The sequence below is a fragment of the Sphingobium sp. genome, from assembly GCA_035196065.1.
Lineage (GTDB): Bacteria > Pseudomonadota > Alphaproteobacteria > Sphingomonadales > Sphingomonadaceae > Sphingorhabdus_B > Sphingorhabdus_B rara.
Genome location: CP136575.1, coordinates 1,706,692 through 1,731,640, shown reverse-complemented (window position 1 = coordinate 1,731,640; position 24,949 = coordinate 1,706,692). Strand labels below are relative to the sequence as shown.

General features: G+C 58.7%; 21 protein-coding genes, 1 tRNA gene and 1 pseudogene. 14 read left to right on the top strand and 9 right to left on the bottom strand.

All coding sequences use genetic code 11. The features are described from left to right. The first annotated feature begins 60 nt into the window (after positions 1-60). From RSE16_08335 to RSE16_08320, 4 genes are all read left to right on the top strand, one after another. Positions 61-1,284: an MFS transporter gene (locus RSE16_08335; GenBank protein ID WRH74738.1), complete on the top strand. Its 1,224-nt coding sequence runs from the start codon at positions 61-63 to the stop codon at positions 1,282-1,284. A gap of 144 nt (positions 1,285-1,428) precedes the next feature. Continuing rightward, positions 1,429-2,169 carry a hypothetical protein gene (locus RSE16_08330; protein ID WRH74737.1) on the top strand — a complete coding sequence of 247 codons (741 nt, stop codon included), beginning with the start codon at positions 1,429-1,431 and terminating at the stop codon, positions 2,167-2,169. Further along, complete coding sequence (locus RSE16_08325) at positions 2,051-3,703, top strand: DNA polymerase Y family protein (protein WRH74736.1); 1,653 nt, start codon at positions 2,051-2,053, stop codon at positions 3,701-3,703. The genes RSE16_08330 and RSE16_08325 overlap by 119 nt, the downstream gene beginning before the upstream one ends. After that, entirely contained in the window at positions 3,700-7,053 is a 3,354-nt protein-coding gene (locus RSE16_08320) for an error-prone DNA polymerase (GenBank protein WRH74735.1), read from the top strand. The genes RSE16_08325 and RSE16_08320 overlap by 4 nt, the downstream gene beginning before the upstream one ends. A gap of 5 nt (positions 7,054-7,058) precedes the next feature. Here RSE16_08320 and RSE16_08315 read toward each other — a convergent pair whose 3' ends face one another. The 5 genes from RSE16_08315 to RSE16_08295 form a co-directional block, all read right to left on the bottom strand. Next, on the bottom strand, positions 7,059-8,369 hold the full coding sequence (locus RSE16_08315; GenBank protein WRH77326.1) for an ATP-binding protein: 1,311 nt from the start codon (positions 8,367-8,369) through the stop codon (positions 7,059-7,061). 84 nt (positions 8,370-8,453) lie between these two features. Next, positions 8,454-9,119 (bottom strand): response regulator transcription factor, encoded by a 666-nt coding sequence (locus RSE16_08310; GenBank protein ID WRH74734.1) that lies wholly within the window; start codon positions 9,117-9,119, stop codon positions 8,454-8,456. A gap of 88 nt (positions 9,120-9,207) precedes the next feature. After that, positions 9,208-9,507, bottom strand: a complete 300-nt coding sequence (locus tag RSE16_08305; protein WRH74733.1) for a PepSY domain-containing protein — start codon at positions 9,505-9,507, stop codon at positions 9,208-9,210. An 83-nt stretch (positions 9,508-9,590) separates the two neighbouring features. After that, complete coding sequence (locus RSE16_08300) at positions 9,591-10,307, bottom strand: SIMPL domain-containing protein (protein WRH74732.1); 717 nt, start codon at positions 10,305-10,307, stop codon at positions 9,591-9,593. A gap of 19 nt (positions 10,308-10,326) precedes the next feature. Next, on the bottom strand, positions 10,327-11,283 hold the full coding sequence (locus tag RSE16_08295) for a D-amino-acid transaminase (GenBank protein WRH74731.1): 957 nt from the start codon (positions 11,281-11,283) through the stop codon (positions 10,327-10,329). A 29-nt stretch (positions 11,284-11,312) separates the two neighbouring features. Here RSE16_08295 and RSE16_08290 point away from each other — a divergent pair, with 29 nt between their 5' ends. After that, positions 11,313-13,109 carry an ATP-binding cassette domain-containing protein gene (locus tag RSE16_08290; GenBank protein ID WRH74730.1) on the top strand — a complete coding sequence of 599 codons (1,797 nt, stop codon included), beginning with the start codon at positions 11,313-11,315 and terminating at the stop codon, positions 13,107-13,109. 5 nt (positions 13,110-13,114) lie between these two features. Here RSE16_08290 and RSE16_08285 read toward each other — a convergent pair whose 3' ends face one another. Further along, positions 13,115-13,636 carry a DUF6456 domain-containing protein gene (locus RSE16_08285; GenBank protein ID WRH74729.1) on the bottom strand — a complete coding sequence of 174 codons (522 nt, stop codon included), beginning with the start codon at positions 13,634-13,636 and terminating at the stop codon, positions 13,115-13,117. A 92-nt stretch (positions 13,637-13,728) separates the two neighbouring features. On the opposite strand from RSE16_08285, the gene RSE16_08280 reads away from it, so the two are divergent. Continuing rightward, positions 13,729-14,292: a helix-turn-helix transcriptional regulator gene (locus tag RSE16_08280; GenBank protein ID WRH74728.1), complete on the top strand. Its 564-nt coding sequence runs from the start codon at positions 13,729-13,731 to the stop codon at positions 14,290-14,292. 8 nt (positions 14,293-14,300) lie between these two features. Next, entirely contained in the window at positions 14,301-15,488 is a 1,188-nt protein-coding gene (locus tag RSE16_08275) for a glycosyltransferase (protein WRH74727.1), read from the top strand. A gap of 27 nt (positions 15,489-15,515) precedes the next feature. Here the strand turns inward: RSE16_08275 and secF are convergent, their stop codons facing one another. The 3 genes from secF to yajC are packed head-to-tail and all read right to left on the bottom strand — an operon-like array spanning position 15,516 to position 18,488. Beyond that, positions 15,516-16,499 (bottom strand): protein translocase subunit SecF, encoded by a 984-nt coding sequence (gene secF / locus RSE16_08270; GenBank protein WRH74726.1) that lies wholly within the window; start codon positions 16,497-16,499, stop codon positions 15,516-15,518. Between the two features lie 14 nt (positions 16,500-16,513). Continuing rightward, positions 16,514-18,112: a protein translocase subunit SecD gene (gene secD / locus RSE16_08265; protein ID WRH74725.1), complete on the bottom strand. Its 1,599-nt coding sequence runs from the start codon at positions 18,110-18,112 to the stop codon at positions 16,514-16,516. A 37-nt stretch (positions 18,113-18,149) separates the two neighbouring features. Beyond that, positions 18,150-18,488 carry a preprotein translocase subunit YajC gene (gene yajC / locus RSE16_08260; GenBank protein ID WRH74724.1) on the bottom strand — a complete coding sequence of 113 codons (339 nt, stop codon included), beginning with the start codon at positions 18,486-18,488 and terminating at the stop codon, positions 18,150-18,152. 195 nt (positions 18,489-18,683) lie between these two features. On the opposite strand from yajC, the gene RSE16_08255 reads away from it, so the two are divergent. The 7 genes and pseudogenes from RSE16_08255 (at position 18,684) to RSE16_08225 (ending at position 24,936) form a co-directional block, all read left to right on the top strand. Then, positions 18,684-18,760 (top strand) — tRNA-Pro (locus RSE16_08255). Positions 18,761-18,797: 37 nt separating this feature from the next. Next, positions 18,798-19,423 (top strand): annotated as a pseudogene (locus tag RSE16_08250) (succinate--CoA ligase subunit alpha). A gap of 9 nt (positions 19,424-19,432) precedes the next feature. Then, complete coding sequence (locus RSE16_08245) at positions 19,433-20,341, top strand: SDR family NAD(P)-dependent oxidoreductase (GenBank protein ID WRH77325.1); 909 nt, start codon at positions 19,433-19,435, stop codon at positions 20,339-20,341. Between the two features lie 174 nt (positions 20,342-20,515). Continuing rightward, positions 20,516-21,670: an acyl-CoA dehydrogenase family protein gene (locus RSE16_08240; GenBank protein ID WRH77324.1), complete on the top strand. Its 1,155-nt coding sequence runs from the start codon at positions 20,516-20,518 to the stop codon at positions 21,668-21,670. Between the two features lie 3 nt (positions 21,671-21,673). Beyond that, positions 21,674-22,876, top strand: coding sequence for a CoA transferase (locus tag RSE16_08235; protein WRH74723.1), 1,203 nt, complete (start codon positions 21,674-21,676; stop codon positions 22,874-22,876). Continuing rightward, a complete protein-coding gene (locus tag RSE16_08230; protein ID WRH74722.1) occupies positions 22,873-24,084 on the top strand; it encodes an acetyl-CoA C-acetyltransferase in 1,212 nt (403 codons plus the stop codon). The genes RSE16_08235 and RSE16_08230 overlap by 4 nt, the downstream gene beginning before the upstream one ends. 261 nt (positions 24,085-24,345) lie before the next feature. Then, positions 24,346-24,936, top strand: coding sequence for a glycosyl hydrolase 108 family protein (locus RSE16_08225; GenBank protein ID WRH74721.1), 591 nt, complete (start codon positions 24,346-24,348; stop codon positions 24,934-24,936). The last annotated feature ends 13 nt before the right edge of the window (positions 24,937-24,949 follow it).

The following is a 24,949-nucleotide window of genomic DNA, read 5'->3' as shown; positions in this document are numbered from 1 at the left end:
GCGGGGTCGGGGAGCATGCTTCCCGACCCCATTTTTTTGCCGGGAGGAGGAGACAGGGCCATGAAGGTCATTACACCGCAATTGCGCTGGACATTGTTCGGATTGCTCTGCGTCGCGGGCATCTTCAACGCGATGGACCGGCCGATTATCGCCATCCTCAAACCCGATATGTCGGCTGACCTTGGCTGGAGCGATAGCGACTTTGCCAATCTGGCGTTCGTCACACAAATGGCGGCGGCTTTCTCCTTTCTGTTTACCGGTTGGCTGGTTGATAAACTGGGTGTCTGGCGGTCAATGATCGCCGGCGTGTCGACCTGGAGTCTTGCAGCCATCGCACATGGCTGGGCGATTGCCGCTTGGCAGGTGGTGGGTGCACGCATCGGCCTCGGCGCAACCGAAGCAGTGCAGACCCCTCTGACGATTAAGACCGTGGCGACGCTCTTTCCTCCTGACAAGCGCAGCTTTGCCTTTGGTGTGGGAACGGCGATTGCCGGGCTTGGCACGATCGCCATGCCGTTTTTCATTCCCGTTCTCGCCGCCTATATGGGCTGGCGCGGAGCGCTGGTTTTTGGCGGGGTGGCCGGCTTTGCCATACTCGGGCTCTGGCTTTGGTTTGCGCGCGGCATCCGTTTTGACGACGGCGCAGAAGACGCAAATCGTGATTTTTCGGATGATAGCGCCCCTTACGGCCCGATCCTGATGGAAAAACGTACCTGGGCGATTGTGATTGCCAAGGCGATTTCTGATGCAACCTGGTGGTTGATGGGTTTCTGGTTGCCCGATTTCTATCGCAAAACTTTCGGCCTTTCGACCGAGGAGCTGGCTGTCCCTCTCGCAATCGCTTTTCTGGGATCGGGCGGCGGTGCGCTCTTTGCCGGTTGGATATCCACCCGCCTTCTGGAAAAAGGCTGGAGCGTCAACCGCGTGCGTAAGACAGTGATGCTGGTATCCGCACTGATCGTGACGCCGCTGCCCTTCGTGCTCAGCCTCGATTCCTTCTGGCCAGTTGCGATCATGATGGGCGTCGTCATGGCCGGGCATCAGGGCTTTTCGCTCTCGATTTTCTCAACCATCACCGATGTCGTGCCGCGGGCCAAGGTCGGCCGTGTGACGGCGTTCGGTGCATTCATGGGCAATATGGGCGGAGCGCTGATCCAACTGGTGACGGGCGCCGTTTTGGCTGCAGGACTGGGCTTTACCCCCTTGTTCCTGTTCGCCGCAGTCTCCTACCTGCTGGCGCTTGCTTGGTTGCACCTGTTGTTGCCAGAAATCCGGCGCAGCTAACACCATCCCCATTTGACGCACGGGTCGAGCGGCCAATGCTTGACCCGTTCCCGATTTCGCACATAATGGAACATATAGTGAACAATTGTGTGATTCGAACCCATGCTGGCAATCCATTCCCTCGGACTAAGCCCCCCTTCCCCCTTGCGCCGCCATGCAACTGGGGTTCCGTCGGTTGATGCCGCGCTTGCGGGCGGGATTGCTTATGGCCAGGTGCATGAAATCCATGCGGCTGAGGCAGATGATCTGGCAGGCGCAGCCGGCTTTGCCGCCATAGTTGCAGGCGCAATGGCCATTGGAGAGGCACAGGATTCGCCCCGGCCATTGCTCTGGCTGAGAACGGCAAAGGCCGCACGGGCCGCCGGAATGATCCAGGGTGAAGGCTGGCGCGATCTGGGCGGCACCCCCAACAATTGCCTGTTCGTCCTCACCCGTGATGCAAAGCAGTTGCTACGCGCCACCGTCGATGCCCTGCGCAGCGGCAGCATAGGCGCGCTGATCGCCGAGACCGTCGGCAATCTGCCCGAACTTGATCTGACCGCCAGCCGCCGCCTTTCACTGGCCGCCGAAAAATCCGGGATCGCGCTGTTCTTGCTGCGCGGCGATGGAGGGGCAAACCCCAGCGCGGCCGAAACCCGCTGGCGGGTGGCCGCAGCACCTTCGCGCGCCCTGCCTGCACAGGCCCCGGGCGCACCTGTTTTTGACCTTGAATTATTGCGCCAGCGATCAGGCCCTTCGGGCATGCGCTGGCAATTGGAGTGGGACCGTGACCGGGGCATTTTCATCGACGCGGCGACAGCTGGCACTCTGGTTTCCGCACCTGTCCGCAGACCGTCTGCGGCAGCAGGAACCAACCCTGCTCGCTTCGGCCAACGCGCAGCCTGACTCCGCCCAAACGCCGCCTGTCGTCTTTGTCGCCAAGGCGAAGAACGCGCTGCGTCTGGCGGCAGTAGATGCACGCGGACAGGATCTGGGTCTTACCCCCGGCATGGCGCTTGCCGATGCGCGGGCCCGCATTCCCGATCTGATTGCGGTTGAGGCAGACGATGCAGCGGATCGGGACTGGCTCGACCTGCTGGCCCATTCGTGCATCGCCTTTTCCCCGCATGTGGTGCCGCACGCACCCGACGCCATCTGCATCGACATCAAGGGGTGCGAGCATCTGTTCGGCGGCGAAGCGGCGCTGTGCGACGCGGTTGCAACGCATATGGACGCCCGCGGCATGACCCTGCGCATGGCCTGTGCGGCAACGGCAGAGGCGGCGCTTGCGCTTGCCCGCCATGCACCTTTGCCGGTCAGTGACGAGGCCAAGGCGATCCGTGCTCTGCCGGTGGTGGCGCTAGGGCTTGGTGATGGAGCGACGCTGGCACTGCTGCGCGCGGGCCTCAAGACCGTGGGTGAGGTTGCCGGCAGACCACGGGCCACGATCGCCGCGCGCTTCGGAATTGAGGCGGTGCATGCGATCGAATGGCTTCTGGGCGAGGAAGAGCGGCCCGGCACCCCTTTGCAGCAAGAAAGACCCTTGCGTTTCGAGCGGCGCTTTGCAGAGCCTGTGGCGCATGAACGTGCGGTCGCAGCGGCCTTCGCCGAATTGATCGCCGAGGCCGGAGCAGCCATGGAAAAGCGGGGCCTAGGCGGACGCCGTTTCGTTCTGGTTTTCGATCGCAGTGACGGCAAGAAACGAAAACTCGAAATTGCGACAGGCGCACCCACACGCGATCCCGCGCCGCTGCTCCGGCTGTTTGACGAACGCATTGCCGCCCTGTCCGATCCGCTTGATCCGGGCTTTGGTTATGACCGGATCGAACTGCATGTAGTGCAAAGCGACCCGCTTTCCCCGGTACAGCAAGGTTTTGACGGGGAGGAACAGACAACAGGCGCGCTTTCCGAACTGATAGACCGGCTGAGCACCCGGCTTGATCCCGGCGCGGTGCGTCGGCTTGTTCCGCGTGACAGCCATATTCCCGAACAGGCGCAGCTTGCTTTGCCTGCGGTCGAGGCGCGCACTCCTGCCCCCTGGCCTTCCCCGTCTGTGGGAGAGCCGCCGCTGCGTCCGCTCTTTCTCTTCGATCCGCCACAAGCGGTGGAGGTGATTGCCGAAGTGCCAGACGGCCCGCCGCACCGTTTTCGCTGGAAACGCAAATTACATGAGGTTCGGCTTTTTGAAGGACCGGAACGGATCGCAAGTGAATGGTGGAAGCGACCTGCCTCCTCCCTACCGCTTGCGGGAGAGGCAGGCGGAGGGCCCGAAACTAAAGACAGGCCCTCCCCCAATCCCCCCCGCAAACAGGAGGGGGATTTGACCCGCGACTATTACCGCGTCGAGGATGTTCGCGGGCGGCGCTACTGGATTTTCCGCCACGGGCTGTATGAAGAAAAGGCACAGCCAAAATGGTATCTGCACGGCCTGTTCGCATGAGCGCAGATTTTGCCGAATTGGTCGCTGCAACCAATTACAGCTTTCTGCATGGTGCCTCGCATCCGGCAGACATGGTGTGGCGCGCAGCCCTGCTGGGGATGCAGGGCATCGGCATCGCCGATCGCAACAGCGTCGCGGGCGTCGTCCGCGCCCATATCGCCTGGCGGGAGGTGCGCGCCCAGTTTCCGGATTTCCGGCTGGTGGTCGGCGCGCGGCTGGTCTTTGCAGATGATACGCCGGATATCGTCGCTTATCCCATGACCCGAAACGGCTGGGGACGGCTGACCCGGCTGCTCACCTTGGGCAACCGCCGCGCAGTGAAGGGCGACTGCATCCTCCATTTCGAGGATCTGCTGGAATATGGCGAAGAGTTGTTGCTGATCGCACTAGGCGGGGAGCAGGAATGGCTTGGCCGTCTCAAGGCGGCTTTCCCGGATCGCCTCTGGCTGGGTGCGACCATGCCCAGGGGTGGCGTAGATGCCCGCAAGACTGCCCAACTCTCTGGGTTGAGCCACGCTACCCAGATCCCCCTTATCGCTACCAATGATGTGCTTTATGCAAGGCCCGAAGCGCGCGCGCTCCACGACATTGTCACCTGCATTCGCGAAGGCACAACGATCTACAGCGCGGGTCGGCGCCTTCTTGCCAATGCCGAACGGCATTTGAAACCGCCTGCCGAAATGGCGCGGCTGTTCCGCCATTATCCGGATGCGATCGCGGCAACGCAGGATGTGCTCTCGCGCATCAGCTTCACCCTAGACGATCTTAAATATGAATATCCGCATGAGCCGGTGCCGTCGGGCTGGGAACCACAGGACTGGCTGGAACATATGGTGATGGAGGCCGCCAGTCAGCGTTTCCCCCAAGGCCTGCCCGATATCTGGCGCACAACGATCGAAGACGAGTTCCGCCTGATCCGCGCCAAGAATTACGCTTATTATTTCCTCACCGTACACGACATTGTGCGCTTTGCGCGCGGGCTTGATCCGCCGATCCTATGCCAAGGGCGCGGCAGTGCGGCCAATTCGGTGGTCTGTTATCTTCTTGGTATCACGCCGGTCGATCCGGTGGCAAACAAGCTGCTATTCAGCCGCTTCCTCTCTGAAGAGCGCAATGAGCCTCCCGATATCGATGTCGATTTCGAACATGAGCGGCGCGAAGAGGTGATGCAATATATCTACCGCCGCTATGGCCGCGACCGGGCGGGGATCGCCGCAACGGTGATCCATTACCGCCCGCGCAGCACGATCCGCGAGGTTGGCAAGGCATTGGGGCTGACCGAGGATGTGACCGCCCGCCTCTCCAGTACCATCTGGGGCAGTTGGGGCGGTGATGTACCCGAGGCGCGGGTTAGCGAAGCCGGGTTCGACCCTACCAATCCGGAAATGGTGCGATTGAAGACGCTTGTTGACCAGCTTCTCGAATTTCCGCGTCATCTGTCACAGCATGTCGGTGGTTTCGTGTTGACCGAGCGGCGGCTTGATGAACTGGTCCCGATCCACAATGCGGCAATGCCCGACCGTACCTTCATCGAATGGGACAAGGACGATATCGATGCACTCGGCCTGATGAAGGTTGATATACTTGCGCTCGGGATGCTGACCTGCATCAGAAAGGCCTTTGATATTTTGAATGAAGGCCCTCCACTCCCGCGTGCGGGAGAGGCCGGGGGAAGGCCTGACTTGAAAATGATGAACAGACCCTCCCCTAACCGCTGTGACTCCGGCACGCATTCGGCTGCCCGTAAGCGGGAGGGCAATCTCCTCAGCCTTTCCACCATTCCCACCGAATGTCCGAAGGTTTACGCCATGCTGCGCCGGGGCGACAGCATCGGGACATTCCAAGTCGAAAGCCGCGCGCAGATCAACATGCTGCCGCGGATGAAGCCCAAATGCCTTTACGATCTGGTGATTCAGGTGGCGATCGTGCGGCCGGGGCCGATCCAGGGCGGGATGGTGCATCCCTATCTGCGCCGCCGCAATGGTGAGGAAGCGGTCGAATATCCGTCCCCCGCGGCACCGCATAACCCGAATGAACTGCGCGACGTGCTCGAAAAGACACTGGGTGTGCCGCTGTTCCAGGAACAGGCGATGAAGCTTGCCATTGTCGCTGCCAATTTCACCCCGGCGCAGGCCGATGGCCTCAGGCGGGCAATGGCAACTTTTCGCAATGTCGGCACGATGCACCGGTACGAAGAAATGCTGATCAATGGCATGGTTACGCGTGGTTATAGCCGCGACTTTGCCGAACGCTGTTTTGGCCAGATCAGGGGCTTTGGCGAATATGGCTTTCCCGAAAGCCATGCCCAGGCCTTTGGCTGGCTTGCCTATGTATCGAGCTGGCTCAAATGCCATCATCCGGCAGTGTTCACCTGCGCGTTGTTAAATTCGCAGCCTATGGGCTTCTACGCACCCGCGCAGCTGGTGCGCGACGCGCAGGAACATGGTGTCGAGATATGCGGGGTCGATGTGAATGCGAGTGGCTGGGACAATGGGGTAGAGGCAATGCCGGCAGGCCGGCTCTCCCTACGCCTTGGTCTTCGCCAGATTGACGGCTTCCGGCAGGCATGGGGTGAAGCGATCGAAACTGCGCGTACTGCGGGGCCCTTCACCTCAATTGAGGATCTGGCCCGTCGTGCCGCGCTACCGCCTGCCGCACTGCGCAAACTGGCCGATGCCGATGCCGTGGGCTCGCTTGGCAAGGGGCGCCGCGATGCGCTGTGGGAAGCGCGGCGCACCCCGGCCGGCCAACTGCCGCTTTTCGCCTTTGCCGAGACTACCGAACTGGGAGCAGAGCCTGATGCACAACTTCCCGCCATGCCGCTTTCTGAGGAAATGGTTGCCGATTACCAGATGCTGCGCCTGTCGCTGAAGGCCCATCCGATGCAGTTCCTGCGCGATGCCTTTACGCGCGAAGGGGTGCTGAGCTGTGCCGACACCAATGCAGCACCTGACGGACGGCGGGTGGCCTGTGCCGGCATAGTCCTGATCCGCCAACGCCCCGGCAAGGGCAATGCCGTGTTCATCACGATCGAAGATGAAACCGGCGTGGTCAACGCTCTCCTCTGGGCGCGCGACATGGAGAAACAACGCCGCGCAGTCATGGCATCGCGGCTGATGCGGATCGACGGTGAAATCCAGCGCAGCAAGGAAGGCGTCGTCCACCTGATGGCCGCGCGGATCATCGACTATACCGGCTGGCTAGACAGATTGTCGGAAAGCCATCGTGCCCGGCCGCAATTGTCACGCGCCGATGAAGTCACACGCCAGCAAGAGCCGCGCACACCGGTGCAGACCCGCAGTCATCCTCGCAATGTCCGTATTCTGCCCAAATCGCGGGACTTTCACTGAACCGCTCAACTGGCCGCCTTGGGCAATTCCAGCCGCACCAGCAGCCCGCCCATATCTTCACTTTCGTCCAACTCGATCGAACCATTATAGATTTCGGCGACATCTCGTACGATCGCCATACCAAGCCCGGTACCCGGCTTGCTGGTATCCAGCCGCACACCACGATCGAAAATCCGCGCGCGTTCAACCTCGGGAATGCCGCGACCATCATCCTCAATCAGGATGCGCGCCATATCACCCGCATCCTCGACCGTCACGAACACACTGCCGCCGCCATATTTGGCTGCGTTTTCGACAAGGTTGCCGAGCATTTCATCCAGATCCTGCCGTTCGACACGCACCGCCAGATCCTTGCTGCCCGCCATATCAAGCCGGACATGACGGTAAAGCCGGCCCACCGCACGCTCGACCGATTCCAGGCTTTGCCAGACCTCAGCACGGCTATGGCTGTGCCCGCGCCGGCCCACCGCCCGGGCACGGGCAAGATGGTGATCCACCTGCCGACGCATCGTCGTCGCTTCGCGGATCACCGTTTCCGCAAGATCGGGGGCCTGCGCGGTCGCGCTGTTCATGATCACCGTCAATGGAGTCTTCAACGCATGCGCCAGATTGCCCGCATGGCGCCGAGCTTCTTCAGCCTGTTTCTCATTATGATCAAGCAATGCATTGAGTTCATTGACCATTGGCATAACTTCATCCGGCAAGGCATCGTGCAGTCTATGCTGCCGGCCGCTGCGCATCGCGGCAATTTCGCGCCGCACATCACGCAAGGGCCATAGCCCGTAAAAAGTCTGCAAAGCGGCGAGGATGATAAGGCCAAAGGCCAGCACGGCAAAGGCAGTCGCCAGCACAGTGCGCAATTCAGTGATTTGGGCGTCCAGACTTTCACGGCTGGCCGCGACCATGAAGATCCAGCGCGTATCGCTGTCGGGCAATACGATCACACGCTCTAAGATACGCAGCGGTTCGCCCTGAAATTCATCGCTGTTGCGAAAATGCGGCTCGGTATCGTCATGGCTGTAATCGACCTTCAGCGTACGATCCCATAGCGAACGGGATGGCCAAGGTTCTTTGCCTTGGCCACTGATCTGATAATACAGTCCGCTATTGGGTTCCAGAAAACGCTGGTCACCCAAAGGGCGGTTCAAACGTATCTCGCCATCAGGGCCTATTTCTGACGACGCGATCATCGCCGTCAGCACATATTCCATCTGGTCATCGAAATTGTCAGAAACAGCGTTGGTGAGCACCCTGTCGAGCGCGATACCTCCCGCGAGCAAAAGCAGCGAAATCCATGCCGCCGCTATGATGATCATGCGGCGGCTGAGTGATCCGGTGCCGATGCGCGGCTTGTTTAACCCCGAAGACGATATCAATGTGCGATCGCCCTCTGCCATCGTTTATCCGCGCGGTTCTTCCAGGCTGTAACCAAGACCGCGAATGGTCGAAATCACATCCTGGCCCAGTTTCTTGCGGATACGCGTGACGAACACTTCGATAGTGTTGGAATCGCGGTCGAAATCCTGATCGTAAATATGCTCGATCAATTCGGTGCGACTGACGACCTTACCCTTGTGGTGCATCAGATAGGATAGCAGCTTATATTCCTGCGCCGTTAGCTTCACCGGTTCGCCGTTCAGCGTCACCCGGCCCGAACGGGTATCGAGGCGCACCTCGCCCGCGGTCAGTTCCGACGAGGCATTGCCTGAAGCGCGACGGATCAACGCACGCAAGCGCGCAATCAGTTCCTCAGTCTGGAACGGCTTCGCCAGATAATCGTCAGCGCCAGCATCAAGGCCTGCAACCTTATCAGACCAGCTATCGCGCGCGGTGAGGACAAGGACCGGGAATTTCTTGCCTTCGCGACGCCAGCGATCAAGAATCGTCAAGCCGTCGATTGTTGGCAATCCAAGGTCAAGCACGACAGCATCGTAATTCTCGGTCGAACCCAAAAAATGGCCATCCTCGCCATCATTGGAAAGGTCGACGGCATAGCCTGCACCTTCCAGCGTTGATTTGAGCTGCTGGCCCAAAGTCGGCTCATCTTCCACGATCAGGATGCGCATATCGCTTCCTTGCTCCCTTGTTCGGTTATTGATTTTGTCGAGATAACAGATTGGACCGGCGGCGCAAAGCAAAGGCGAATAAGCGCTGTCAGCGCTGACGCAATATGCTCCCGGAGCGCGCGTCGACATCCACAAAGATGACGCGTCCGCCATCGATGAATTTCAGCCGGTAGACCTGTGCATTGCCATCATATTCGGGGCCCAGATATTCCATCCCACGCATCCGCGGGACGATCCGTCCTTCGATTTCACGCAATGAAAGCACCTTCCCCGAATGCATCTGTTCGCGCGCCTTGCCCTGATCATCGCCTTTTCGGGCATGCGCAGGGGCCGTCGCCCCAGAAGTGACGAACGCGATAGCAATGAGAGAGAGAACGATCTTTTGCATGGCATCCAGTTAGTCTGCTTGCATTGAACCAAGTCTGAACGGTGCGTCAATGCTTTGGTAAGCATTGACGCACCGTTCGACACTCACTTCACCATTTCGAAGGTGAAATTCATCGTGGAAGCGATCCGCACCAAACCAGGCGATATCGGGCTGGATTTGGACGACGCATCGGCGGAACGCATCTCCGCCATCGGCATGGGAGTGCCGCCAAAATCGTTAGACTGCTCTTGCACGCGCAAAACACGTACACTGGCATAACCTGCCTTTCGAGCAATCGCATTGGCCCACGCCATGGCGCTATCCCATACCTTGTCGCTTGCGGCCTGTTCGAGCTTGCTGTCATCGTCAACCGTGAAGATCGGACCGTTGAAGTTGGTTGCACCATCGCTTGCCAATGCATCAAGAAAAGCCGGCATTTTCTTCAGTTCACGCAGCTTTGCGGTGACCATATTGCTGGCGACAAAGCCACGGAACATCTGGCGCCCTTCCTCATAATCAAATTGCTGGTTAAGCGAGAGCTGTGTCGTCTGGATATCCCGGTCGGCAATGCCGAGCGCCTTCAGCCGCGATATGACTGCCGCCATCTGAACATTATTCAGCCGGACCGCCTCATTCGCAGTAGGTGCAATTGTCTGCACGCCAGTTGAAAAACTGGCCACGTCGGGAACTGCATCGATATATTCGGTGACCGAAAGGTCGATCACAGGGCTTGTCGCTGTCAGCATGACCTCGGTTGCCATGGCTTGTCCTGCGGCAAGCGTGCTGCCTGCCAGAATGGCGGCGGTGATCAATTTGCGCATATCTGCTCCTTTGCTGCGATCAGATCGCGGCGCTGCGGGCAAATTCGATGTAAATTTCACGCAACCGCCGTGTGATCGGGCCACATTTGCCATCCCCAATCTGAACGCCGTCTATACGGGTGACCGGCAGCACAAAGGAGGAAGCTGAGGTTACCAATGCCTCCGCTGCCATTTTGGCTTCTTGGACCGTGAACAGGCGAGTCTCTATTTGCACGGGGCCCTGCCGGGCGAGTTCCAGCACCGAGGCCTGCGTGATCCCATGAAGAATGTTGTTATCGAGCGGCCGGGTGATGAGCACGCCGTCACGGGTCACGATATGGGCGTTTTGCGAGGTGCCTTCGCTGATAAATCCATCGCGCACCAGCCAGGCATCGTCCGCTCCCTGCGCCTTCGCCTCTGCCTTCATCAGCGAAGCGAAGAGCAACTGCGTAGTCTTCACATGCGCCATCTGCCAACGCCGATCAGGGAAGGTCAGCACCGAAATCCCGCTTTCGGCCTGCACCCGATCGACCAGCGCAGCATTTTGGGTGAAGCCAACGACAGTCGGGGCCAAATCTGCGGAAGGAAACAGGAAGTCCCGATCGCCCGGATTGCCCCGAGTTACCTCAAAATAGACCATGCCTTCAACGAGGCCGTTGCGAAGCACCAGTTCACGGCACATTTCCAGCAAGGCCTGATACGTCGGCGGCTGCATCATATTGAGTTCGGCCATTGAGCGGTGCAGCCGTTGGACATGGCCATCAAAATCAATCAGCCTGCCGTCGATCACCGAAATCACTTCATAAACCGCATCGGCAAATAGAAAACCGCGGTCGAAAATCGAGACCTTTGCTTCGTTTTCGGGAAGATAGGTGCCGTTGAGAAAGACAGTGCGCATGCGCCGGCCTTGCTGCAGCGGGGAAACCGCGTCAACCATCTTGCCCGTCGGAATGTCTCTGCCGCGAATGACCGAATAGCCGAAATGGGGTTGCCGCACTGTCCCCTTCCCCCTATCCGCCGCCGGGCATGTCCGCCCCACCCATCCTCTCTTATGAAGGCCTTTCACTGCAACAGGGTGCAGGCTGGCTGTTTACCGACATCGACGTCCATATCGGTCCGCGCGACCGGCTAGCGCTGATTGGCCGCAATGGTGCCGGCAAGACAACATTGTTGAGGCTAATCGCCGGGTCGATTGACGCTGATAAGGGCAAGCGGACAGTTGTTCCTGGAACAAACATTGTCGTTCTGGAACAGGATCCGGATTTCAGCGCCTTTGAACGGCTGGTCGATTTCTGCGTGGCCGGCGATCGTGCCCCGCCCGAGCATGAAGTGCGCGCCATAGCCGACCAGCTTGGCATCGATCTTGATCGCGAAGCAAAAACCGCGTCTGGCGGTGAACGCCGCCGCGCTGCCATCTGCCGGGCGCTGGCAAGCGAACCCGATTTGCTTTTGCTCGACGAGCCCACCAACCACCTCGATCTTGGGGCAATCGAATGGCTTGAGGACTGGTTGACCCGTTATAAGGGCGCTTTTGTCGTGATCAGCCACGACCGAACCTTCCTGACCCGGCTGACGCGACAGACCATCTGGCTTGATCGCGGCAATCTGCGCCGTAACGAAATCGGCTTTGGCGGCTATGAAGCCTGGATGGAGGCAGTGTACGCGGAAGAGGCACGTGCGGCCGAGAAGCTGGATGCAAAGCTAAAAATCGAGGCGCATTGGCTGGAACGGGGTGTGACCGCGCGGCGCAAGCGCAACCAGGGCCGCTTGGCCAAATTGTGGGAAATGCGCGCGCAGCGTGCGGCAATGCTTGGGCCGCAAGGGACAGCCAAGCTTGCTGCAGCCACCGACGAGGCCAAGACCAAGACCGTGATTGGGGCTGAAGGCGTAGGCAAGAATTTTGGCGACCGGCGGATCATCCGCGACTTCACCTTGCGTATCCAGCGCGGCGACCGCATCGGTATTGTCGGGGCAAATGGCGCCGGCAAGACGACGCTCATTCGCATGCTGACCGGCGAATTGGAACCTGACGAAGGCAAGATCACGCTTTCGAAGACGCTGAGCGGCATTGTTATCGACCAGCAGCGTAAGCTGCTATCTCCTGAAAAACGGGTGCGCGACGTGCTAGCCGATGGCAGCGACTGGATCACGGTGCGCGGCCATAAAAAGCATATTCAGGGATATCTGAAAGAGTTTTTGTTCGACCCCGGCCTTGTCGAAGCGCGGATCGGCACGCTTTCCGGCGGTGAACGCAGCCGCCTGTTGCTGGCCCGCGAATTCGCTCGCGAGGCGAACCTTCTCGTACTCGACGAGCCGACCAACGATCTCGATCTCGAAACGCTAGACCTGCTGCAGGAAGTAATCGCCGACTATGATGGCACCGTCCTGATCGTCAGCCATGACCGCGACTTTCTGGATCGCACCGTGACACTGACGCTGGGCCTCGACGGTTCGGGCAAGGTCGACATCATTGCTGGCGGCTATGCCGACTGGGAAGCAAAGCGCGACCGCCGCGACAAACCCGAAAGCCGCAAAAAGGCTGACAAGCCGACGGCCGCACCGCCTCCCCCGCCGCCCACCAAATCCGCCAAGCTGTCTTACAAAGACCAGCGCGATTATGACTTGCTCCCCAAGCGGATAGAAGAAATCGATGCAGCCATCGCCAAGGCAGAGGCGGAATTGGCGGACGCCAGCCTTTACACCCGCAATCCAAGCCGCTTTTCGGAACTGACGTCTAACATCGATGCATTGCGCGGCGAAAAGGACGCCGCCGAAGAACGATGGCTGATGCTGGCGGAAATGGTTGAGGGGCTGGCAGGATAAGATCTTTAGCCCGGCAGCCGGTAATATTCGGCTAGACGGTCGAGTGCGATCCTCAGCACAAGTTTTCCCGAACGCAATGGCCAACCCAGAGCCCTCTCGGCGACAGGAACACTCTCTCCCGCGCAGATAACCCGCCATGCAATATCGGCAAGGTCTCTACCTAGTGCCGACAAGGCACCATCGAAACGCTGCTTTGCGTGCAGCGAACGTTCGGTGGGCGTGAATGGCGACGGCACGCCCCGCTTACCGCGCGATACTGGAGTGGAATCCCAAACCATCGTTGTGCGCGGTCCAAGACTGGCATTTTCATAGTCACTGCGCAGTTTTTCACCTGCCAGCAATTGCCGGTCGGACAGGTTGCCATGCGCATGCAGCCATGAGAGCGGTGACTCGGACAGGTTGATCGTTACCGTCCGCCTCGGCTTGCGGCGCGATGCGTCATCCGCCGGGTCGGGAAGTGCCCGTTCGACCAAAATACGGGGATCACGGAAAGCGGTGGACCCGCTGACATTTGCACGGCGCGGCATAAGAGCTCCTTCGAATCGTTGACAAGCCCTCTTGCCATTTGGAGAATAATGTAGGACAGTGAAAACCTATTTGGTTATCCAAGGCCTTTCTTATGCTGCACCGTATCCGTGATGTCCGTCGCGCCAAGGGCCTCACATTGCTTGACGTCGCTGAACGCTGCAATCCGCCAACCACGGCCCAGACCATTGGCAGACTTGAAACCGGCACGCGTACACTGTCGCTAGATTGGTTGAACCGCATTGCCGATGCGCTGGGTGTAGACAGCAGCGAACTTGTGCAATTGCCGGATCAGCAAGAATTGTCGGTCGCCGCTCATTTGGGCATTGACGGAACGCACGCCCCTTCAAAGCCAGACGGGATGATTGCGCCACGACTTCTGGGCGAAATGGTCGGCATGCGCGTCAATGACAGCATCGGGGATTACCGGCGTGGTGACGAAATCTGGTGCGAAAAACTGCCGCCCGAACGTTTTACAGAGGCGCTGAATTGCGATGTGCTGCTGCCGCGCCCGGCGGGTCGTTTTCTTTTCGGGCGTCTTATCGGGCGCAACGACGGTAAACTGCATCTGCTCCCGCTAGCGGCAGGCGCGCGACAGCAGGTGATCACCGACCCTGTCTGGATTGGCCGCGCCACAAAGCTGATAAGAAGCCTGTAGGTCGCGCGATGGCCTTGCGCGTTCTTTCCCTATCGACCCTTTATCCAAGCGCTGCTTCACCCAATTTCGGTCGCTTTGTAGAATTGTCGCTTGATGCGGCAGAGGCAGTTGGTGGCGCGGAAATCGTGCGTATGAGCCCCAACGGATTGCCGCCCTGGCCAATGGCCAAGATATTGCCCAGCTATCGCCAGAAAGGCAATTTGCCGACCGAGGATGAATGGCGCGGCAAAAGGATATTGCGTCCGCGCTTCACCCTTTTTCCCGGCATTCTGCCTGCGCGTAATCCTACCTCCATCGTGCGCAGCATGTTACCGCTCGTCCGGCACCTGCATGCGCAAAAGCCATTCGATCTTATCGACGCCCAGTTTTTCTGGCCCGATGGCCCCGCTGCGATGGCGATAGCGGCAGAACTCGGCCTGCCCTTCTCGGTCAAGGCGCGTGGGGCAGATATCCACCATTGGTCCACCATAGATGGCTGTGCGCCGCATTTACGGGCAACAATCGGCGCTGCTGCTGGCTTGCTTGCAGTTTCGCAAGCCATGGCCGACGATCTAATCCAACTCGGCGCAGATCCGGGCAAAATTACCGTGCACCGGACCGGAATTGATCGCAGTCTTTTTCATGTCCCGGCTCAATCCCGGACGGAACTTCGGCAAATGACTGAGCTGTGCACGGAAGAACCGCTGCTTGTTTCTGTCGGCGCACTTATCCCGCGCAAGGGGCAGGTCTTTGCGATTGAGGCCTTGGCCCAAATTCCGGCCGCGCGACTGGTGTTGATCGGCGATGGCGAGGATCGCGCCATGCTCGGCGAGCGAGCGGGCCAAATGGGGGTCGCAGATCGTGTCCATTTCTTTGGTTCGCAGCCCCATGCCGATATCGCCCGCATCGTACAGGCCGCCGATCTTGCCGTGCTGCCCTCGTCGAGCGAAGGCCTTGCCAATGCGTGGATCGAGGCTCTCGCCTGCGGAACACCATTGGTCATTACAGACTGCGGCGGAGCGCGCGAAGTGCTAAACCATCCGGCAGCAGGCCAGATCGTTGACCGCAGCGTCGATGCCATTGCGCGCGCCATAAAGGCGCTGCTCGCCGATCCGCCAGCCCGCAAAGCGGTGGCGGCTTGCGTTGCAGAATATAGCTGGGAAACCAATGGGGCGGCGCTGGTCGCGCATTGGCAAAAAATGGGCGCCGCCGCCTGAACGGCAGCGGCACCTCGTTAAACAGAATTAGCTCAGCGGCCCTTCGGTGATCCGTTCGACCTTCGCATCGGCAACTTTCTCTTCCGGCACGAAGCTGTCTGGCGTAACGCCAAACCACACGAGGAATGGCGAAGCCTGATAGATTGACGAGTAGCTGCCAACGAAGATGCCAAAGGCCATGGCGACGCTGAAGCCGAATATCACATCGGGTCCAAAGACAACCAATATCACCAGCGGTGTCAGGATGGTCAAGCTGGTCATTACCGTGCGCGACAGCGTCTCGTTGACTGAGAGGTCGAGAAGCGCGGGCATCGCCATCTTACGAAATTTCATCAGATTTTCGCGAATCCGATCATAGATCACGATGGTATCGTTCAATGAATAGCCAATAATGGTCAGCAATGCCGCGATGGTATTGAGGTCAAATTCCATCTGTGTGAGCGCGAACAGCCCGAATGTCAGCGTGGTATCATGCACCAAGGCCCAGATCGCGCCTACGCCGAACTGCCATTCGAACCGAAACCAAATATAGGTTGCAACCCCCAGCGCCGCGGCAATCAGCGCAAACAATCCCTTTTCGAATAGCTCGCTCGATACTTTCCCCGAGACCGAATCAACGCCGTCGATCCGAACATTGGGATGCTGCTCTTTGATTTTGGCAACAATCTTGTCTGCCATCTCATTCGCGAGTTCGGGCTTCTGATCTGCTCCATCAGGCAGCTTCATGCGGATCGAAACCTGGTTTTCAGCTCCGAACCGCTGGATTGTAGGATCGCCATAGCCTAGCGAGCCCACGCTTTCGCGAAGTTCTTCCACCGGTGCCGTCGTTTCGCCGACAAAGGTGGTGCGGATCATCTGGCCGCCGATGAAGTCAACGCCAAAATTCAGCCCGCGTGTAGCAACCAATATGATCGACGCAACCATGAAGAAAATTGAAATCGCAAAGGCGATATTCCGCCATTTGAGGAAGCCAATATTGGTATCGTCAGGAACGAGTTTCAGAAGTTTCATGTCTTTCCCTCGTCTCAAATGTTGATGTCTTGCGGACGGTTCTTGCGCACCCAGCCTGACACCCACATCCGGGTCAGCGTGACTGCGGTGAAGACCGAGGTAACGATGCCGATCATCAATACCACAGCAAAGCCGCGAATGGGGCCCGAACCGAAAATGAACAGCAGAACGGCAGCGATAACGTTGGTGATATTCGCGTCAAAAATCGCACGACTGGCTTCCTTATAGCCATTTTCGAGCGCCTGTACGACCCGCCTGCCCTTTCGCCGCTCTTCACGGATACGTTCATTGATCAGCACGTTGGCATCAACCGCAGCGCCAATGGTGAGAACGAAGCCCGCTATCCCTGGCAAGGTCAGCGTCGCGTTGAACAAAGCCATCACCGCAAGGATCATGGCGACGTTGATGACCAGTGCATAGCTAGCATAGATGCCGAAGCGGCCGTAAGACAGGATCATCCACATCAGCACACCTGTCGTACCAATCAACGCCGCGAGGACGCCGCTGCGGATTGAGTCGGCACCAAGGTCGGGGCCAACAGAGCGTTCCTCGACCACCTTCAGATCAACTGGCAGCGCGCCCGAATTGAGCGAGATGGCAAGCTGGCTGGCGGATTCGACGGTGAAGCTGCCGGAAATCTGCGAAGCGCCGCCCAATATAGGTTCGTTAATCTGCGGGGCAGAGATCACTTGACCGTCAAGGATGATGGCAAACAGCTTTCCGGTATTCTGCTGCGTCATGCGGGCGAAACGTTGACCACCTTCGCCGTTGAACTGGATGTTCACGACGGGCTGGTTGTCTTGCGGATCAAAGCTTTGCTGCGCGCCGGTCAACTGGTCCCCCGCAATCCCGCCCAAACGGCGCACCGCGATAAAAGGAACACCCGTCGGGTTATTAGGATAAGGCAGAACCTGACTGCCGACACGGGCCTTGCCCTGGGCGGTCTGTTCGGGATCGGCATTTTCATCAACCAACTTGAATTCAAGCTTCGCTGTCTTGCCGATCAATTCTTTGAGCGCCTGCGGGTCCTGCAATCCGGGCACCTGCACAACGATACGGTCAGGTCCCTGGCGGATGATCGTCGGCTCCAGCGTACCGAGCGCGTTGATGCGTCGATCGATGACATCTTTTGCCGATTGCATCGCCTGATCAAGGACAGTGCTTTCCGTCCCGCTGTTGGGAGCAAGCGTGATGCGGTTTCCGTCTGTTACTTCGATAGACCAGTCGCGCCCGCCCGTATTGTTCGCCGTCACCGGCAAAAGCGCTTCACGTGCGGCGTCGATCTGGGCCGGATCGGTGACAGCAAAGCTCAATTTGCCGCCTGTCCGCGTAACATTATCAATGGCGATGCGCGGTTCAGCCCGGCGCATCGCGGTACGCACGCTATCTTCCAGCGATTCCAGCCGATCCCTTTCCAACTGGGCCACATCCGCCTCAAGCAGGATATGGCTGCCACCTGCAAGGTCGAGGCCGAGGCTGATTTTGGGCGCCGGCACGCCTTCCGGAATTTGGTCGAACCAGACCTTGGGCAGAAAACTGGGCAGCGCAGCCAAGAGGCTAAGCACAATAAGCGCCCGCAGCATCCAGATCCGCCATGGCGTAAAATCGAGCATTATCGTCCCCTATGAGGAAAGCCCGGGCCGATCAGGCTCAGTCGTTGGCGGGTTTCGTATTGCGGCTTTTTACGTCAGCGATGGTCGATTTTACGGCCTTAACGCGAACATTGGGGGCGATTTCGATTTCAACATGATCATCGGCGACCTTGGTCACTTTGCCCATGAGGCCGCCGCCCGTCACCACTTCGTCGTTCTTGCCAACAGCTTCGATCTTAGCTGCATGTTCTTTCGCGCGCTTTTGCTGCGGACGAATAAGCAGAAAATAGAAGACGACGAAAATCAGCAGCAGCGGCAAAATCTGAACAAAAAAGGCTGCCCCAGTCGAGCCTGTGCCTGCGCTGGCGGCTGTCGCAAAAATCATGGACGATGTCATTATTGCTTTTCCCCGATAAACTTAACTGGTTGGGCAGATAAGAAGCCCACCCCGGAAATCCAAGGCGCGCGGTTACCACCAAGGCTAAGTGCGCGCAACGTCAAAGCGTAATTGCAGCGCACAAGGCCCCTTGCTTTTGCGCCAGCCGCCCCATATAGGCGCGCTTCCATCGCTTGCAGCGCAAGCTTTGGCGGTCGGGACGTAGCGCAGCCTGGTAGCGCATCACACTGGGGGTGTGGGGGTCGGAGGTTCGAATCCTCTCGTCCCGACCAATTTTCCCAATAGCTTATCGAAATTTTCTTGGGCGCTGTATAAGCGATTGATGCCGAAGTTCCATTGTTTGTCTGCATCACCAAAGGCATTCCGGTGCGCGTGAAGCGCGCGCTTTCGGGTTCGAAATCGCGCCTTATCGGCCCGACCTGCCCGGGCGTGCTGACGCCGGGTGAATGCAAGATCGGCATCATGCCGGGGAAATCTTTTCCAAAGGTTCGGTCGGCGTCGTATCGCGTTCGGGCACGCTGACTTATGAAGCTGTGTTCCAGACGACCAATGAAGGCCTTGGCCAAACCACGGCTGTCGGCATTGGTGGCGATCCGGTCAATGGCACCAACTTCATCGACGTCCTCGAACTCTTCCTGGCGGACGATGCCACCGAGAGCATCATCATGGTTGGTGAAATCGGCTGCGATGCCGAAGAACAGGCTGTCCAGTTCCTGATTGACGAAGCCAAGCGCGGCCGTAAAAGGCCGATGGCCGGCTTCATTGCCGGACGGACTGCGCCTCCGGGCCGTCGTATGGGCCATGCCGGCGCGATCGTGTCTGGTGGCAAGGGCGACGCTGAATCCAAGATCGCAGCGATGGAAGCCGCCGGAATCCGGGTTGCTGCCAGCCCGAGCGAACCGGGAACAAACTTGATGAGCGTATTGAAGGGATAAGCAATGGGGATGCTTGAAGGGAAAGTTGTTGCGGTAACTGGCGCGGGACGTGGCGTTGGACGCGAGATTGCATTGCTTTGTGCCAAGCATGGCGCCGCCGTGGTGGTCAACGATCCCGGTGTCGGCGGCGGCGGTGAAGGTGGGGATGAAGGCCCGGCACAAGAAACCGCAAATGACATCATCGCAGCGGGCGGCAACGCGCACGCCAATTTGGCAAGTGTTGCTGACCCGGCAGGCGCGGCCTCGATCATTGAGGATGCCGTCCAGCGCTTTGGCCGGATTGACGCTGTCGTCAACAATGCGGGCATATTGCGCGACACCATCTGGCACAAGATGAGCCATGAGGATTGGCGTGCGGTAATCGACGTGCACCTAAATGGCAGCTTCAATGTCTCGAAGGCGGCAACACCCTATTTCCGGGAGCAGCAATCGGGTAGCTTCATCCACTTCACCTCTACCAGCGGGCTTATCGGTAATATCGGGCAGGCCAATTACTCGGCGGCGAAGCTGGGCATTGTCGGTCTTTCACAATCGATCGCTCTCGACATGGCACGCGCCGGCGTGAGGTCGAATTGCATTGCGCCCTTTGCGTGGAGCCGCATGACTGCATCAATCCCTTCTGAAACGCCTGAACAGAAGGCTCGTGTCGAACGGTTGAAGACGATGAGCGCGGACAAAATTGCGCCGCTGGTTGTCTATCTGGCAAGCGATGCGTCCAAGGAAGTTTCGAACCAGATCTTCTCGGTCCGCAAGAATGAAATTGTGCTCTACAACAAGCCCCGGCCGATCCGTTCGATGACCAAATTGGAGGGTTGGACGCCGGAAAGCATCGCCGACGAGTTGATCCCCGCCTTCAAACCCAGCTTCGCCTGCGCGGATGAAGTTTCGGCACATGTTTTCCCTTATGACCCCATCTGAAAAGTTTCAGACAGGGTCATGAAACCCGCCTTTTATTAAGCGAAACAACGTCTGCATGTTGTGCGCCAAGTTACCATTTTGACGAATGGATTTTTTGAAATTCAACGATGATCCAGATCACAAAACGCCGCCTCTGAAGCGGAAATTTGCTGAACCGGAGCGAGAGGAAACATGATGGATAATGATATTTTCGAGCAGTTCATTGACCAACTGCAGCGTTATGTTCGTGAACGGTTGATTCCAGCCGAGAAGCAAATTCTGGAGACCGACGTGATCCCCGATGCCATCATGGCAGAGATGCGGGATATGGGCCTGTTCGGCCTTACCATGCCAGAGGAATTTGGCGGTGCCGACATGAATATTCAGCAATATATTCGCACGATCCGTGAGTTGAGCTACGCGATGCCTTGTTATCGTTCGATCACATCAATTAACATTGGCATGATCTGCTCGGCATTCAAAAATGGCGGCACCGAGGCGCAAAAGGCTGAATGGTTGCCCAGGCTTGCGGCAGGCGAAGTCGCTTCTTTCGGCCTTACGGAACCCGGTAGCGGATCAGACAGCGCAGCGATGCAGACCAGTGCAGTCAAATCGGGCAATGGCTGGGTTTTAAATGGATCCAAGCGTTACATCACCAATGCGCCCTTCGCCAAGGTGGCGTTGATAATGGCCCGGACGAGCAAGGAAGCGCTTCCGAAAAATGCGCATGTTTCCGCATTCATTGTTCCGATGGATACGCCTGGCGTGACGGTTGGCAAATCAGATAAGAAGATGGGCCAGGCGGGCAGCCATATTGCCGATATCATTATGGAAGACGTCAAGCTGCCGGCCTACGCGATATTGGGCGGTGAAGAAGGCCGTGGATTTGCGTTCGCGATGCAGAGCCTCGATAATGGCCGCCTTTCGGTAGGGGCGGCAGCGGCGGGTTATGCGCGTCGTGCGCTGGATAGCGCACTGCGTTATGCCAATGAACGCAAGGCTTTTGGTGAACCAATCGCCAATTTCCAGTTGATCCAGCAAATGCTGGCCGACAGCGAGATCGAAATCTACGCTGCTGAATGCATGTTGGATGATGCCGCGCGCCGAGCCGATGCCGGCGAAAACATCCTGCGCAAAGCTGCTGCCGCAAAAGTGTTCGCCACAGAAATGTGTGGACGTGTGGTTGACCGGGTTGTCCAGATTTATGGCGGCGCGGGTTATCTTGCGGAATATGATGCAGAGCGCTTCTTCCGCGATGCGCGTGTCTATCGGATTTACGAGGGCACGACCCAGATTTTGCAACTCCAGATCGCCAAGCACATGTTGCGTGAATGGGCAGCGCAGGCCTGACCCATGTACAACCTTCTTTCCGGCCTGTCTGTTATTGAAGCGTCGAGCTTTGTTGCGTCTCCTTCTGCGGGTCTGTATCTGGCGCAGATGGGGGCGGAGGTTATTCGTGTGGACCAGATTGGGGGCGGTCCGGATTTTCGCCGCTGGCCGGTCACGCAGGCGAATGACTCGCTCTATTGGGAAAACTTGAACCGCGCCAAAAAGTCGGTCGCATTGGATCTTGGTTCGGGTGAAGGGCGCGAGTTGTTGGCTGAACTGGTGCGGGTCACAGGCCAGTTTGTTACCAATTTCCCGGCAGAGGGTTTTTTGAGCCACGCAAAGCTGGCAGAGGGGCGGACTGATCTTGTCACGGTGCGGGTGATGGGCTGGGCCGATGGTTCGCCTGCGCTTGACTATACCGTCAACAATGCGGTCGGTTATCCGATGATGACTGGGGCGGGACCTGAGCCTGTCAACCATGTGCTGCCTGCTTGGGATTTGCTGACTGGAGCTTATGCCGCCTTTGCGATGCTGGCGGCGATCCGGCAGCGCGATACCAGCGGCGAGGGGTGCGAGGTTCGCATTCCGTTGTCCGATGTGGCTATCGGCACGGTCGCCAATCTGGGCGGCGTTGCCGAGGTGCTGCATAGCGGCGCGAACCGCCCTCGTTTGGGCAATGCCGTATATGGACTGTTCGGCCGCGATTTTGTGACGCGCGACGGCGTGCGCACGATGATCGTGGTGGTGACCCACCGGCAATGGGCGCAACTCTTGGCCGCGCTGGGCATAGAGGCTGCGGTTGCGGCCATCGAGACCGCGCGCGGTGTCAGCTTTGCCAAGGATGACGGGCTGCGGTTCGAGCATCGCGATGCGCTGTTTCCATTGTTCGAGGCAGCGATCGGCGCGCGTGACCATGCAGACCTTGCCGCCGCACTTGATGCAGCAGGGATCGTGCATTCGGCCTATCGTACTATGCTCGATGCGGCCAATGATCCAAGGCTGGTTGGCAACAATCCGATGTTCACACCCTTCGATGCCAACCCTTCGGGCTTTGCTTATCCGGCAGCCGGCCCTTTTGGCACGATCCCGCAGCAGCCGCGCGGCACACCACAAGCCGCGCCGCGCAATGGCGAACATAGCGAACAGATATTGGCCGAACGTCTAGGCCTTTCTTCGGGCGCAATCGCGCGCCTTATCGATTCTGGAACCATAGGAGCAGCATCATGACACTTAGACGCGCCGCCATTGTCGCGCCCATCCGCACCGCTGTCGGCAAATTCGGGGGTTCCCTTTCCGGCATGACCGCAGGTCAGTTGGGAGCTGTGATCCTCAAGGCGCTGATGGAGCGCACAAAAATCGATCCGACGCGGGTTGACGATGTGGTCTTTGCCCAAGGCTATGGCAATGGCGAGGCACCGTGTATTGCCCATTGGTCATGGCTGCTGGCAGGCTTGCCCGAAGCGGTTCCCGGCTATCAGCTTGACCGGCGCTGCGGATCGGGCCTGCAGGCGATCGTCAATGCCGCGATGATGGTGCAGACCGGGGTATCGGATGTGGTGGTCGCAGGTGGCTGCGAGAGCATGTCGAACGTTGAACATTATAGCACCGATATCCGCAAGGGTGTGCGCGCCGGCAATCTGACGCTGCATGATCGCCTGACCCGCGGCCGGGTGATGAGCCAGCCTGTGGAGCGCTATGGTGTGATCAGCGGCATGATCGAGACGGCAGAGAATCTCGCCAAGGACTGGAATATCAGCCGTGAGGCCTGCGACGCTTATGCTGCGCGCAGCCATCAGCGCGCGGCCGCCGCTTGGGCCAATGGTCTGTTCGATGATGAACTGGTGCCGGTCGAGATCCCGCAGAAGAGAGGTGATCCAGTCGTCTTCGCGCATGATGAAGGTTATCGCGCCGATGCCAGCATGGATACGCTCGGCGCGCTCAAGGCGCTCGAAGGCGGGGTTGTAACCGCAGGCAATGCCAGCCAGCAGAATGATGCCGCTGCCGCCTGTCTGGTTGTGGCGGAAGACAAGTTGGAAGAACTGGGCCTTGAACCCATCGCCTTTTTCCACAGCTGGGCAGCCGCCGGCTGTGATCCCAGCCGCATGGGCTATGGCCCTGTTCCAGCCACCGAGCGGCTGTTTGCGCGCAACGGCCTGTCATGGAACGATATCGGTCTTGTTGAATTGAACGAAGCCTTTGCACCGCAGGTGCTTGCCTGCCTCAAGGGCTGGGGTTGGTCGGATGATGACAGCCGGCACGCCATGCTCAACGTCAACGGCTCGGGCATCTCGCTCGGCCATCCCATCGGCGCAACCGGCGGCCGCATTCTTGCCAACCTCACCCGCGAGATGCAACGCCGCGACATACGCTATGGTCTCGAAACCATGTGCATCGGAGGCGGTCAAGGTATCGCAGCCGTGTTTGAAAGGGCATGAACCTCGCTGAATGCCTGACCGCTGCTCAAGCCTATTGTGACGCGGCCCGCGTGGCGCTTGCTGCCCGCGCACGAATCTCATAGCATATCTATATGATTACTCTCATTCTGATTACTCTCATTTGGCAACAATAGCTGCCAACTTTTGAGCTTCGACAGCATGACCAAATGCTGGGGCTCGCCAACACACAAAATGGATATAAAACTTTCCTACATATAACCACATAGGTTAATTGATTCGTCCAGACATGGAGGAATCGGCATGAAGCCCAACATCGACCAACTGATAGATGAAGTGATCGCACGTGAAGGCGGCTTTTCAAACCATCCGGCCGATCGCGGCGGAGCCACGCGATGGGGCATTACCGAAGCCGTTGCCCGGCGGCAGGGCTATATGGATGATATGCGCACCCTGCCGCGCAGTGATGCCGCGGCAATCTACAAAAAGCTATATTGGGAAAACCCTAAGTTTGACGCCGTTGCCGCGCGTGCGCCGGCACTGGCGGCCGAACTTTTCGACACCGGCGTCAATATGGGGACGGGCACGGCAACCGCATTTCTGCAACGCGCACTCAATGCGTTGAACCGCGAAACCCGCGATTATGCCGATCTGGCAGTCGACCGGCGCATAGGACCGGCAACGCTGGCGGCACTGGATGCATTTCTTATGAAACGTGGCGGCGGCGCTGAAACCGTCCTTTTGAAGGCCATCGAAGCGCTGCAAGGCGCGCACTATATCATATTGGCCGAAGCGCGCCCCTCACAAGAGGCCTTTCTTTATGGCTGGCTTTCGAACCGCATCGGAAATCCCCGCTGCACTGACCGTCCCGATGCACACACCCCCTCAATCTGAAAGTGCACCCTTA